This is a genomic window from Streptosporangium sp. NPDC002524, assembly GCF_040295985.1.
Classification (GTDB): Bacteria; Actinomycetota; Actinomycetes; order Streptosporangiales; family Streptosporangiaceae; genus Streptosporangium.
In genome coordinates, this window is sequence record NZ_JBEOWK010000001.1 from 563769 (window position 1) to 576963 (window position 13195).

The following is a 13195-nucleotide window of genomic DNA, read 5'->3' on the forward strand; positions in this document are numbered from 1 at the left end:
CAATTCTCTGTCGAGACGGAGGTGACGCACGATGCTGGACACGCTGTCTTGTCTCGAGAGGCTCGTTGCCGCGATACGGCTGCACGCCGACCTTTCCGTGCAGCGGATCTCGTTCGGCGATCCCGCGTACATCTACGTCCGCAACCGCTTCAGCAACACCCTGGCCGAGACCGTGACCTGCTCCCCGGACGGCGGCTTCATCACGTCGTGGGGCTACCGGCTCGGCTGCAGCGAGAACATCGATGCCGCCGCGGCCCGGCTGGCCTTCCTCCTCGCCGCCCTGCCCACCCCCCGGGTCTGAGTCTCTTCTCCCTTTCTCTCCCTTTCAGACCTGTACGCGGGAGTCTTCCTTTCAGACCTGTACGCGGGAGACCTCCGCGACCGCCCGCCTCCGCGGTGACGAGGCGTCCGGCCCGACCGGCCCTCAGGAACTCTCGGCGGGCGCGTCGGGGAAGTCGGAGAGGTCGAGGCCGACCTCGCGGGCGGCGGCGACCCGGGCGTGGTGGAGCATCCGGCTCCGCGACATGTTGCCGGTGTGCAGGGTGTATCGGACCACGAGACCGTCGAGCATGCCGTCGATCCGCTCGGCCGAGCCCAGGGGGTCGTCGCAGGTGAACTCCCCCGAGGCCACACCGTCGGAGATCACCTGACTGAGGATCTCGATCCAGGCGCCCTCGAGCTCCAGCAGGATGGTGCGGACGTGCTCCTCGCGCACCCCGACAGCCCAGGCGTCGACCCAGAGGATCCAGCTCTGGTCGGAGCGGGAGGCCGGGATGTAGAAGCGCAGGACGCGGTCGAGAAGCTGGACGGCGGTGCCGGGGCCCGAGACGATCTCCTTCAGCCGCTGGATCTCGGAGTCGCTGGTGCTGCGGAGCATCTCGGTGATGAGATCGTCCTTGGTGGCGAAATGATAGTGAATCAGCCCGCCGCTCACGTTCGTCGCTTTCGCGATGTCGGCGACGCGGGTGCTGGCCAGCCCGCGCTCCAGCACGACTCGCCTGGCGGCTTCAAGGAGCTCCGCTCGGCGCTGGTCGGCCTGGTCGGCGCGGCTGCTGCGCGCTCCTCCTCCGCTGTGCACGGCGCAAGACTACAGCAGCGCGGGCCACCGCCTCACTACTCCTGATTGGCGAACCAGTCAATAGCTTTGCCCTGGTCTCGACGACCGCATCCGGTCACCGTACGAGCGGACGCGGTGACCAGATACGGCGACGACCACCGGGACGCACCGGGGGCCCGGGACATTGCCGGGCCCCCGGTGCGTCCGGGGTTGTCGGGACCTCCGGGGCCGTCGCGGTCTCCGAGCCGTCATCCCCGGGACCGTCGCGGCGTCCAGGGCAGTCGCAACTTTCGGGGGCGAGCGGGCATGCTCAGCTGCAGTCGCGGCGTCCAGGCCATCGCGGCCTCCAAGACCATCGCGATGGTCCGGAACCGTCGCGGTGTCCAGGGTTGTCGCGGCTTTCGGGGTCGAGCGGGTGTGCTCAGCCGCAGCGGTAGAGGGACTGGTCGGTGGAGCCGCCGTACTCCGACGCCTTGACGGCGGCGCAGTTGGCCCGCACCCACTCGGTCACCTGGGCACCGCCTCCGTCGGGCCCGCCCCTGCCGCCGCCCCCGGCCATCACGTACCTGAGCCGCCCCGAGGAGACGAGTTCCTTGAGCCGGTCCACGGTCATGGCAGGGTCGCCGCCCGTGAAGCCGCCCATCGCGATGACGGGCAGCCCGGTCGACAGGATGGCCGAGGAGGCGCCCTGCGCGCTGCTCACCGCCACCAGCCAGGTCGCGCCGCCCCGGTTCCTCTTCAGGTAGTCGGCCATCCGCTGGTCCAGCGCCCCGCCGAAACCGCCCCGCGTCCCGCCGGGGAAGCCGTAACGCGCGGGCGCGGAGCCCTGCCGCGAACCACCGGCCGTACCCTGTCCCGGGTCCTGGCCGGGAGTCTGCTCCGGTGTGCCGCCGGAGAGGCCACCTTGAGTGCTGCTCTGGGGGCCGTTCCGGGAACCGTCGTCGCGGGGGAAGCCGCCCCGCATGCCGCCGAAGCCGCCGCTCCCCGCGGGGCCCGCGGTGGGATTGGTCCCGTTGACGGGCGAGCCGAGAGGGGTGAGCGCGTAGGCGGCCGGTCCGGCGAGGACCGCGACCAGCCCGGCCGTCAGCGCGACCGCGGCGATCCGCGACCTGAGCCGCCGCCCGAAGCGGGCCAGGAGCAACCCGGCGACCGCCACGACGGTCGCGGCGGCCACCGCCCAGGGCAGCCAGGGTACGAAGTCCCCGGCGTCCCCGGCGTCCCCGGCGCGCCGGAGCAGCGTGAACGCCCACGCCCCGGTGACCGCGACGCCCAGGGGCAACACCCAGGACCAGGCCCCGGACTCCCGCTGGGCCCGCCACACGAGCACCCCGCCGAGGCCGGTCAGGGCGGCGACCGCCGGGGCCATCGCGGTGGTGTAGTACGGGTGGAAGGTGCCGCTGGAGAAGCTGAACACCACGTAGTGGACCGCGAGCCAGCCGCCCCACAACGTCAGGGCGATCCTGGGGTCGCGGAGCGGGCCGCGTGCGACCAGGACGAGGCCCGCGACGAGGACGATCGCGGAGAGGGGCAGCAGCCAGGAGATCTGCCCGGCCATGACGTCGTTGAACAGGCGCCCGGCCCCCGCCTCGCCACCGAACCCGCCACCACCTCCAGGTCCACCGGGCCCACCGGCTCCACCGGGTCCGCCGCTCCCGCCGAAGACCCGGCCGAGGCCGTTGTAGCCGATGACGAGGTCCCGGACGGAGTTGTCGGTGCTGCCGCCGACGTAGGGCCTGCTCGACGCGGGCCACAGGTCCACGACCACCATCCACCACGCGCTGGAGACCACCAGCGCGGCACCCGCCGCGAGCAGGTGCCCGAGGCGGCGGAGCAGGGGCTCGGGAGCCATGGCCAGGTAGAGCGGGGCGAAGACCGGGAGCACCAGATACGCCTGGAGCATCTTGGTGTTGAACGCCAGCCCGACGAGCACCGCCGAGACGACGAGCGCGCGCATCCGGCCAGCGCGTACCGCCTCCTGGCAGAACCACGCGGCGAGCACGAGCAGCAGGACGAGGAGGGTGTCGGGGTTGTTGTCCCGGTTGATGGCCACGGTGATCGGGGTCAGCGTCATCACCAGGGCCGCGACCAGCGCGGCGGCGTGGCCGTACGCGCCGGGCAGTGCCCTTCGCACGGCCGAGTGGAGCACGGCGACGGCGGCGACCCCGGCGGCTGCCTGGGGCAGGAGCATGCTCCAGGTGCCGAACCCGAAGACCCTCGCGGACAGTCCCATCACCCACAGCGCGAGCGGCGGCTTGTCCACGGTGATGAACGACCCGGCGTCCAGGGCCCCGAAGAAGAACGCCTTCCAGCTCTGGGTGCCCGACAGGATCGCGGCGGAGTAGTAGTCGTTGGCGTGCCCGTTGCGCCCGAGCGCCCACACGTACAGGACCGTGGCCAGCGCGAGCACCCCCCACAGGCCGGGCCGGGCCCACCGGGGGTCGCCGGGGCCACCGAGGAACACCCGCCGCACGGCACCGCCGACCCCGCCGCCCCGCTCCGCGCGGCTCCTCCAGAAGACCTGCCGCCCGCCGGAAGGAGACGTCGCCGTACCTGACGCGGGTGGCACGGGTGGCGCGGTCGGCCTCGGGTCACCGAGAGCGGAGAGCGCCGGTCGGAGAGCGGTGCGCGTCCCCTGCGCCGGGGAGGCGGGCGTGCCGGGCGCGGGCGTGACGGGCGCGGGCGTGCCGGGCGCGGGCGTGCCGGGCGCGGGCGTGGACGACGAGGATTCCGTGTCCCGCGAGGAGTCGGTGGTCATGAGGTGGTCTCCTTGGCGCGGCGGGGGTTGAAGACCCAGGCGCGGAGCATCAGGAAGCGTACGAGGGTGGCGAGGGCGTTGGCCGCCACGAGCGCGGCGACCTCCGCGGCGGTGGACGCGGCGGGCGCGACGAGGTCGAGCAGGGCCAGGCCGCCGGTGCTCAGCAGCAGGCCGACGAGGAAGGCCAGGCCGCCTTCGAGCTGGTGGCGGAGGGCTCCGGCACGGCCGGTGACACCGAAGGTGAAGCGCCGGTTGGCCGCGGTGTTGGCGACGGCGGTGACGAGCAGGGCCACCCCGTTGGCCACGACGGCCGGCATCACCAGGCGCAGGGTCACGAACAGGAGCAGGTGCGCCAGGGTGCAGACCGCGCCGATGACGGCGAAGCTGGGCAGCTGGCGGCCCATGCCCCCGGGCAGCCGCGCTCCCCGCACGCGCGGCGGTACCGGGATCCTCGCCGCGCCCGACAACGTCCTCCGTGCCACCCTGGCCATCCCCCTGAGGTCGTCCACGGCGGTCCTGACGATGTCGACGCGGCTGTCGGGGTCGTCCACCCAGTCGACGGGCACCTCGTGGATGCGCAGCCCGTGCCGCTCGGCGAGGAGCAGCAGTTCGGTGTCGAAGAACCACTCCTCGTCCTCGACCGCGGGGAGCAGCGCCTGCGCTATCTCGGTGCGGACCGCCTTGAAACCGCACTGCGCGTCGGAGAACCGCGCCCCCATCGCCGACCGGAGCAGCAGGTTGTACGTCCGCGAGACGAACTCCCGTTTCGGTCCACGGACGACGTTGGAGCCCCGGGACAGCCGGGTGCCGATGGCCAGGTCGCTGTGGCCGGACAGCAGCGGGGCCACCAGCGGCAGGAAGGCGTCCAGGTCGGTGGAGAGGTCCACGTCCATGTAGCCGACCACGTCGGCGTCGCTCTCCGACCACGCCCGGCGCAGCGCGCGGCCCCGGCCCTTGTCCTCCAGGCGCAGGGCGCGCACGTGGGACAGCTCGTGGCCGAGGGCGGTGGCGATCCGCCAGGTGGCGTCGGTGCTGGCGTTGTCGGCGATCGTGATGCGGAAGCCGTAGGGGAAGGTTCTCGTGAGGTAGGCGTGCAGGCGGCGGACGCTCTCGCCGAGCACCCGCTGCTCGTTGTGTACGGGGACCACGATCTCGACCAGCCGGGTGCGCGCCGGTGCCGTGGCCTGCTTCACGCCGCCCTCCGGGGGCGGGGGCTCGGTTGTCTCATGCCCTCACAGTGGTCGCGTGATCTTGAGTGACCCTGAGGCGATCGTTAACACGGGGTGAGAAAGGAACGCGACCGGTTCGGTCGGTTCTTTCCACGAGGGGCTCCGGCGAGCGGCTCACATGCCCGAAGCGACCCGAAGCGACAGAGAAGAGGCACGACAGGGACGGCCACTCCCGTGCCCGGCGCGGCCGAAGGAAGGCTCACGGGCAATGGGAAGAACGCAGGGAGAACGAACGGGGACGACCGCTCACGTACCCGGAGCGGGAGGAAGAAGGAGAAACAACGGGTAACGGGGACCGGCCGCTCACGTGCCGGGAGTGACCGGGGCCCGCGTGGGAGAGCCGGGCAGGTGGACGCGGGCGAGGGTGCCGCCTCCGGCGGCGTTCTCCAGGATCACCTCTCCCCCGGCGTCGCGCACGGCCTTGGCCACGATGGCGAGCCCCAGTCCCGAGCCGGGCATGCTGCGCGCCGAGGACGACCGCCAGAACCGGTCGAACACGTACGGCAGCTCCTCCCCCGGGATGCCGGGGCCGTGGTCCCTGACGGTCAGCTCACCGTCGCGGAGCCGCACGACCACCGGCTCCCGCCGGTCCGCCGAGAACTTCACCGCGTTGTCCAGCAGGTTCACCACGGCCCGTTCCAGGGCGGCCTGGTCGCCCCGCAGGTACCAGGGGCTCAGCTCCACCTCGATCGAGGTGTCGGGGGCGCGCAGCCGCGCCCTGCGCACGGCCGCCTCGACGGCGTCGTGGAAGGCGACCTCGACGTGCGGCTCGTGCTCGTCCTCCGAACGCGAGAGCTGGAGCAGGTCCCCGACGAGCGTGGACATCTCCTCGAACTGGGCCTTGAGGTTGGCGAGCAGCCTGCGCTTGGGGGCGGCGTCGAGGGGGCGCCCGGCGTTCTCGCTGCGCAGCAGCAGGTCGATGTTGGTGCGCAGGCTGGTGAGCGGGGTGCGCAGCTCGTGCCCCGCGTCGGCGATCAGCCTCCGCTGGCGTTCGCGGGACCCGGCCAGCGCGGTGGTCATCGCGTTGAAGGAGACGCCGAGCCTGGCGATCTCGTCGGTACCCTCTACCGGGATCCTGGTGTCGAGGTCCTCGGTCCTGGCGACGTACTCGACGGCCTCGGTCAGGCGGCCGACGGGACGCAGCGCCGTACGGGAGACGAGCAGCCCGGCGGAGGCGGCGCCGAGCACGCCGAGCGCGGTGACCCCCGCGAGGATCCAGGCGAGCGTGGCGAGCGTGGCGCGGACCTCCTCCAGGGAGCGGGACTCCATGATCGCGACGCCGGGGCGGACGTTCCTCGTCATCACCCGGACCTCCTCGCCCGCGTCGGTCACGCCGTTCCTGAACGCCTGCCGGCCCGGGGGGCCGTGTGTCAGGGCCAGGTCCCCCGGGGTGACCCTGACGGGCGTGGAACCCGCCACGCACCTCGCACCGTCGGCGTAGAGCAGCTGGATGGGCGGGAGGCGGGGCTGCGGCCTGCGTCCCGGGCCCTCCCCCGGGCCCTCCGGACCTCGCGGGATTCCCGCCCCTCGCGGTCCTCCCGGGCAGTACGGCCCGATCCACTCGATGCCCTGCGGCCGTCCCTCCAGCGAGCGCTCCACCTGCCGCAGCAGCTCGGCCCGTACGACGAACCAGCACAGCACCGCGCACACCGCGATCGCGAGCGCCACGGCCGCCGCCACCAGCAGGGTCAGCCGGGAGCGCAGGGAGCGGCGACCGTTCACGCGGAGGTCCGCAGCACGTAGCCGACGCCCCGGACGGTGTGGATCAGCCGGGGGCGCCCGCCGATCTCGGTCTTGCGGCGCAGGTACATGACGTAGACGTCGAGGGAGTTGGACGACGGCTCGAAGTCGAAGCCCCACACCTCGCTGAGGATCTGCTCGCGGGTGAGCACCTGGCGGGGATGGACCATGAACAGCTCCAGCAGCAGGTACTCGGTGCGGGTCAGCTCCAGCGGCTCTCCGGCCCGGGTGACCTCCCGCCCGGCGACGTCCATCCGCAGGTCGCCGAAGGCGAGGACCGCGTCGTCCTCGGCCGCGGGCGCGCTCAGGGCGCCGCGCCGCAGCAGCGCCCTGACGCGCGCCAGCAGCTCGTCCAGCTCGAACGGCTTGACCAGGTAGTCGTCGGCCCCCGCGTCCAGGCCGGAGACCCGGTCGCCCACGGCGTCGCGGGCGGTGAGCATGAGCACCGGCAGGTGGTTGCCCGCCGCCCTGAGCCTGCGGCAGGCGGTCAGCCCGTCCAGCCGGGGCATCATGACGTCGAGCAGGACCAGCTCGTACGGCTCCCGATCGATCGCCTCCAGCGCCGCCTGGCCGTCCGAGGCCAGGCCGACCCGGTATCCCTCGAACTCCAGGCTGCTCTGCAGCGCCTCCCTGAGCGCGGGCTCGTCGTCCACGACCAGCACCCGCGCCGCCTCACCCTCAGCCATGGCCTCCACGGTAGACGCCCATCATGAGAGCCGGATGAACGCCTCCGGCCGTGGCCCCTATCGCGCCTGGCGTAGCCTCGGGCCCACACCAGCCGCCACGCCCACTTTGGTCGTCGCACCCACCTTGGCCGTCGCGCCCGTCCCGGCCGTCGCGCCTGGCGTAGCCTCGTGCCCGACCTGGCCGTCGCGCCCGCCGTAGTCCCGGGCCTGCCCCGGCCGTCGTGCCCGCCGTGGTTTCCGCGCCCGACATGGCCGACCGGCGGCTTCCCCCGGTCTCGCCCCGGCCCGGTCGGGCCGACCGGGCCGGACCAGGGGTCAGGAGTCGGAGGCGGGGGTCAGGAGTCGGAGGCGGGGGTCGGGTGAGCTCAGGTGAGCAGCGCCATGGCGGCGTTGTGGCCGGGGATGCCGCTGACGCCGCCGCCGCGCCGGGCGCCCGCGCCGCAGAGCAGGACGCGCTCGAAGGCGGTCTCCACCCCCCAGAGCCCCGGTTCCCCGTACGGCCAGGACAGGTCGCGGTGGAAGATGTGCCCGCCGGGCAGGCCCGCCTCCGTCTCCAGGTCGACCGGGGTCTTGGCCTCCAGGCAGGGGCTGCCGTCGGGAGCGCGCAGCAGGCAGTCCTCGACGGGTTCGGCGAGGACCGCGTTCATCGAGGCGAGCGTGGCGCGCAGCGCGGCCTCGCGCGCCCCCGCCGGGTCCTCCCTGAACAGCCTGGCGGGCATGTGCAGTCCGAACAGCGTCATCGTGTGGGCCCCGGCCTCGCGCAGTTCCGGGCCGAGGATGGAGGGGTCGGTCAGCGAGTGGCAGTAGACCTCGGCCGGGGGCAACGAGGGGATCTTCCCGGCCGACGCCTCCGCGTACGCGCGGGCGAGCTGGTCGCGGCCCTCGTTGATGTGGAACGTGCCGCTGAACGCCGCCGCGGGGTCCACGCCGGGGTCCCGCAGGCGCGGCAGCCGCGAGAGCACCATGTTGACCTTGAGCTGGGCTCCCTCGGGGACGGGTTCGGTTTCCCCGAGCAGGCGGGCGAGCACGGCGGGCGGCACGTTGGCCAGGATCCGCTCGCCCGTCACCGCGTGCTCGCCGTCCGCGTCGCGGAAGGCGACCTCGCCCGAGGGGTCGATCGCGAGGACCTCTGCGCCGGTCAGGATCTCCGCCCCGGCGGCACGGGCCGCGTCGGCGAGCGCGCCGGACACCGCGCCCATGCCGCCGACGGGGACGTTCCAGTCGCCGGTCCCGTCGCCGATCACGTGGTAGAGGAGGCAGCGGTTGGCCAGCAGGCCCGGGTCGCAGGGGTCGGCGAACGTGCCGATGAGAGCGTCGGTGAGAACCACCCCGCGCACGGTGTCGTCGGCGAACCGCTCGTCCACCACCTCGCCGACCGGCCGCTCGAACAGGTCGCGCCAGGCCTCCTCGCCGACGAGGTCCCGCATCGCCGTACGGTCGGCGAGGGGTTCCAGCAGCGTCGGCGCGACCCGCTCGGCCACGTCGGCGGTCATCCCGTAGAAGCGCCGCCACGCCTCCAGCTCACCGTCGCCGCCGGTGACCCGGGAAAAGGATGCCGCGGTCCGTACGGCGTCGCCGTTGTCGACCAGCAGCCCGGTGTCGCCCACCGGCGTGTACGAGGCGTACCTGCGGCGGCGCAGCGCGATCCTGAGCCCCAGGTCGGTGACGACCTTCGAGGGGAGCAGGCTGACCAGGTACGAGTAGCGCGAGAGCCGGGCGTCGACCCCGGGGAACGCCCGCGCCGACACGGCGAGGCCGCCGACGTGACCGAGGCGTTCCAGGACGAGGACGCGCCGGCCGGCTCGGGCGAGGTAGGCGGCGGCGACCAGGCCGTTGTGGCCGCCTCCGACGATCACGGCTTCGTAGCGAGAGCGGAGCACGGGACTTCCCGACGGGGTGAGGTGCGGGTGAGGGGACGCGGGGCTGGGGCTCGGGGCTGGAACTGTGGCCGCTCAGAGGCCCGTCTGCCAGTGCGGCTCGGGACAGAGCACGCTCGGCGTCTCGACCATCACCATGCACTTCACCATATCCCGAAATATCCCTAAATCGGCAGCCCACACGCCGTATCGTCCATCCCCGGCCTTCACCGGCCTTCACCGGCCCGAGCGTCACTCAGCCCCGCGATCCGACCACCGGCTCGGTCGGCACCCCGCCCCCGCCCCTGTCAGCACCGCTCGCGCTCACCCCGATCCGCGACCACCGGATCCACGGGCTCCACAGGCCGCACGGACCGTATGGACCGTATGGACCGTATGGACCGCTCGGCGCGCGACCGGCCGTCCGTTCCCCGGCTGCTTCCCGGTTGCTTCCCGTCCGCCCGCCTCGTGACCGCCCGGCTCCCGGAACACCGTCACCCGCTGCCACTCACCGCTGCTCCCGGGCGGCGGAGAGAGTGATCGTGAGGAGGGTGGCGGCGGGGCCGGTGGGGGCTCGGCCGTGGCGCCAGACCGCCCGCAGGCGGCGCGTGAGGTCGATGTCCCGGGTGGGCACCTCGACCAGGCGGCCGGTGGCCAGCTCGGCCTCCACCGCGTACCCGCTGAGCACGGCGGGGGCGGCCCCCTCGCGGGCGGCGCCCTTGACCGCGGCGTTGGAACCGAGCTCCAGCTTCGGGGCGGCCGCGGCGTGGCCGGTGAGCGCGAGGTCCAGCGTCTCGCGGGTGCCCGACCCCCGCTCGCGGACGACCAGCGGGGTGGCGGCCAGCTCGGCGGCGAGCAGCGGGGTGCGGCGGCGCGCCCACGGGTGTCCCGGCGCGACCACCACCACGAGCCTGTCGGTGGCCACCACCCGCGACACCAGCCCGGCCGGGACCGAGGGCCCCTCCACGAACCCGAGCTCGATCTTCCCGCCGACCAGCCTCGCCACCTCGGCCGAGTTCTGCACGTCCAGGCCGACCTGGACCTGGGGCTCGCGGTCCTGGAGCTCCCCCAGCCAGCGCGGCAGCAGGTACTCGGCCACCGTCATGCTGGCGGCGATGTGCAGGTGCGCGGCCCGGCCGTGCCGTACCGCCTCCGCCCCGCGCATGAGCTCCTCCGCCGCCGCCAGCACCTGCGTGGCCCAGGCCGAGACCATCACGCCCTGCGGGGTGAGGGTGGACCCGCGCGGGGTGCGTTCCAGCAGCGGCAGCCCGAGGCGGCGTTCCAGCAGCGAGATGCGCTTGCTCACCGACGGCTGCGCGATGCCCGCGGCCCTGGCCGCCTGGCCGAGGCTGCCCAGGCGTTCCACGTCGACGAGCAGGCGCAGGGATTCGAGGTCGGGCAGCTCGCTCATAGCTCCAGGCTATGACCTTCCAGGTAGGTGACGGCTACCGGCCTCCCTGCGCCGCGCCGACACTCGGAGGATGCCCGTCTCCCCGCTCACCCGTCCTCCCGGCTCGACCACGCGAACCCCTCAGACACCCGTACGACCTGTGCGGACACAGGCACCGGCACCGGCGGCGAGGCGTAGAACGTCGCGGGCACTCGCGCCGGGGCTCGGGGCCGCGGCCGGCGCGGTGGTCCTGGCGACGGCGGTGGCCCGGATCGTTCCCGGGGTGAGCGCCGCCGTGGTCGCGGTGGTACTTGGGGTCGCGCTCACCAACCTCGGCGGCCTGCACCGGTCCCTCGCCCCCGGGCTGGGATTCGCCTCCCGCAGGGTGCTGCGCCTGGCGATCGTGCTGCTCGGCCTGCAGATCGCGCTGCCGGAGCTGCTGGCGCTCGGCTGGCGGGCGCTGGCGGTGGTCGCCGCGGGGACCGGCGTCACGTTCGCCGCGACGCGGTGGATCGGGGGCCGCGTCGGGGTGAGCCCGCGCAGGTCCCTGCTGATCGCGACCGGCGTGTCCGTCTGCGGGGCGGCGGCCGTGGCCGCCATGCACGACGTCGCCGACAGCGACGACGACGACGTGGCGGCCGCGGTGAGCGTGGTCGTCCTGTACGGCAGCGTCTCGATCGTCACGCTGCCCCTGCTCGCGGGAGCGCTGGGGCTGACCCCGCACCAGCTGGGCCTGTGGGCCGGAGCCTCGGTCCACGAGGTCGCGCAGGTGGCGGCCATCGGCGCGGCGGCCGGAGCGGGGGTGCTGGCGACCGCGGTGGCCGTGAAGCTGGCCCGGGTCGTCCTGCTCGCCCCGATCGTCGGGCTCACCTCCCTCTCCCTGCGCCGTACCGCGCCCTCGGCGCGCCACACCAAGACGGACCCGGCCTCCCCGCGCCACACCAAAACAGACCCGGCCTCCCCGCGCCACACAAAGACGGACCGTTCCGAGACGGGCCGTGCCGAGATGGGCCATCCCGGAGCGGACCGTTCCGATGCAAGCCGTCCCGACACGGGCCGTACCGACGCAGGCCGTCCCGACATGGGCCGTACCACCGACGCGGGCCGTACCAAGGCAGGCCACCCCAAGACGGACCGTTTCGAGGCCGGGCGGGTGGCGCGGCGGCCGCCGGTGGTGCCGCTGTTCGTCGCCGGGTTCGTCGCGGCCGTGGCGGCCCGGAGCCTGGGCGTGGTCCCGTCCGGAATCACCCGGGTGGTCCCCGACCTGACGGCGGTGCTGCTCGCGGCGGCGCTCTTCGCCCTGGGCACCGGTGTCGACCTGCGAAGGCTCGCGCGGGGCGGGCGATCGCTGCTCCTGGGCGGGATCGCCACGGCCATCATCGGCGGGATCTCACTGCTCGGAGTGCTGGTCGTTGGCTGATCTTTGAGTGGACGTCTCCTCGCAACCGCCGTAACGTGCTCTTTTTGGGGAAGACGGTGTCGTTTACACCGTTCCAAAAGCAAGCAATGATTACGACCTCGGACAAGGAGACAGAACCAGCTCATGCGTACCACCCGACAGTCCCTCTCCGGCGTGCTCCGCCCCTCCAGCGAGGTGGCCGAGGCGCTGGAGCAGGGCGCCCCGATCGTGGCGCTGGAGTCCACGATCATCTCCCACGGCCTGCCCCAGCCCCGCAACCTCGAGGTCGCGGTGGAGCTGGAGCGGATCGTCCGGGAGGCCGGGGCGGTGCCCGCGACGATCGCGGTGCTGGACGGCGTGGCGCGCATCGGTCTCGACAAGAGCGAGCTGGAGCGCGTCGCCGGTGAGCGGGGGCTTCGCAAGCTGGGGTTCCGCGACCTGCCCGCCGCCGCCGCGCTCGGCGCGAGCGGGGCGACCACGGTCTCCGCGACCTCGTTCCTCGCCGCCAGGGCGGGCATCCGGGTCTTCGCCACCGGCGGTCTCGGCGGCGTGCACCGCGGGTGGACCGAGAGCCAGGACGAGTCGGCCGACCTCGACATGCTGAGCCGGACCCGCATCACCGTGGTCTGCGCGGGCGTGAAGTCGATCCTGGACGTCCCGGCCACCCTGCAGCGGCTGGAGACGCGCGGCGTCACGATCGCGGGGTTCCGCACCGACGAGTTCCCCGGCTTCTACCTGCACACCTCGGGCGAGCCGGTCGACTGGCGGATCGAGACCCCGGACGAGGCCGCGGGCATCATGCGGGCCCAGGACGCGCTCGGCGGCCCGGAGACCGCGCTGATCGTCGCCAACCCGGTGCCGCTGCCCGAGCAGCTCGACCCCGGGCTGCACGACCGGGTCCTCGCCGAGGCGCTCGCCGAGGCGGAGCGGCGGCAGATCACCGGCCAGGCCATCACCCCGTTCCTGCTGGGCTACCTGGTGCGCGGCACCGACGGCGCCTCGCTCGAGGCGAACCTGGCCGCGGTGCGGGGCAACGCCCGCGTCGCCGGGCGGATCGCGGCCTCCTGGAGCCGGGGAGACTGA

10 protein-coding genes are annotated in these 13195 nt (G+C 73.6%); 3 read left to right on the forward strand and 7 right to left on the reverse strand.

Annotated elements, in window-relative coordinates; translation table 11 throughout:
* The first annotated feature begins 31 nt into the window (after positions 1-31).
* Positions 32-301, forward strand: a complete 270-nt coding sequence (locus ABT053_RS02370; protein ID WP_350967004.1) for a hypothetical protein — start codon at positions 32-34, stop codon at positions 299-301.
* 123 nt (positions 302-424) lie between these two features.
* Here the strand turns inward: ABT053_RS02370 and ABT053_RS02375 are convergent, their stop codons facing one another.
* The 7 genes from ABT053_RS02375 to ABT053_RS02405 all read right to left on the reverse strand — a co-directional run bounded on the left by ABT053_RS02375 (position 425) and on the right by ABT053_RS02405 (position 10734).
* Positions 425-1078 carry a TetR/AcrR family transcriptional regulator gene (locus tag ABT053_RS02375; RefSeq protein ID WP_350967005.1) on the reverse strand — a complete coding sequence of 218 codons (654 nt, stop codon included), beginning with the start codon at positions 1076-1078 and terminating at the stop codon, positions 425-427.
* A 400-nt stretch (positions 1079-1478) separates the two neighbouring features.
* Positions 1479-3812 carry a mannosyltransferase YkcB-related protein gene (locus ABT053_RS02380; protein WP_350967006.1) on the reverse strand — a complete coding sequence of 778 codons (2334 nt, stop codon included), beginning with the start codon at positions 3810-3812 and terminating at the stop codon, positions 1479-1481.
* The gene (locus tag ABT053_RS02385; protein WP_350967007.1) at positions 3809-5005 is read right to left on the reverse strand and encodes a bifunctional glycosyltransferase family 2/GtrA family protein; all 1197 of its coding nucleotides are present in this window, start codon (positions 5003-5005) and stop codon (positions 3809-3811) included. Before ABT053_RS02385 ends, ABT053_RS02380 begins: the two co-directional genes overlap by 4 nt.
* A 339-nt stretch (positions 5006-5344) precedes the next feature.
* Positions 5345-6763 (reverse strand): sensor histidine kinase, encoded by a 1419-nt coding sequence (locus ABT053_RS02390; protein WP_350967008.1) that lies wholly within the window; start codon positions 6761-6763, stop codon positions 5345-5347.
* Positions 6760-7467 (reverse strand): response regulator transcription factor, encoded by a 708-nt coding sequence (locus tag ABT053_RS02395; protein ID WP_350967009.1) that lies wholly within the window; start codon positions 7465-7467, stop codon positions 6760-6762. The genes ABT053_RS02390 and ABT053_RS02395 overlap by 4 nt, the downstream gene beginning before the upstream one ends.
* A gap of 365 nt (positions 7468-7832) precedes the next feature.
* Positions 7833-9347: a phytoene desaturase family protein gene (locus tag ABT053_RS02400; RefSeq protein ID WP_350967010.1), complete on the reverse strand. Its 1515-nt coding sequence runs from the start codon at positions 9345-9347 to the stop codon at positions 7833-7835.
* A 484-nt stretch (positions 9348-9831) separates the two neighbouring features.
* The gene (locus tag ABT053_RS02405) at positions 9832-10734 is read right to left on the reverse strand and encodes a LysR family transcriptional regulator (protein WP_350967011.1); all 903 of its coding nucleotides are present in this window, start codon (positions 10732-10734) and stop codon (positions 9832-9834) included.
* 139 nt (positions 10735-10873) lie between these two features.
* Between ABT053_RS02405 and ABT053_RS02410 the strand changes: the two genes are divergently transcribed.
* Both ABT053_RS02410 and ABT053_RS02415 read left to right on the forward strand, forming a co-directional pair.
* A complete protein-coding gene (locus tag ABT053_RS02410) occupies positions 10874-12133 on the forward strand; it encodes a putative sulfate exporter family transporter (RefSeq protein ID WP_350967012.1) in 1260 nt (419 codons plus the stop codon).
* 123 nt (positions 12134-12256) lie between these two features.
* On the forward strand, positions 12257-13195 hold the full coding sequence (locus ABT053_RS02415; RefSeq protein WP_350967013.1) for a pseudouridine-5'-phosphate glycosidase: 939 nt from the start codon (positions 12257-12259) through the stop codon (positions 13193-13195).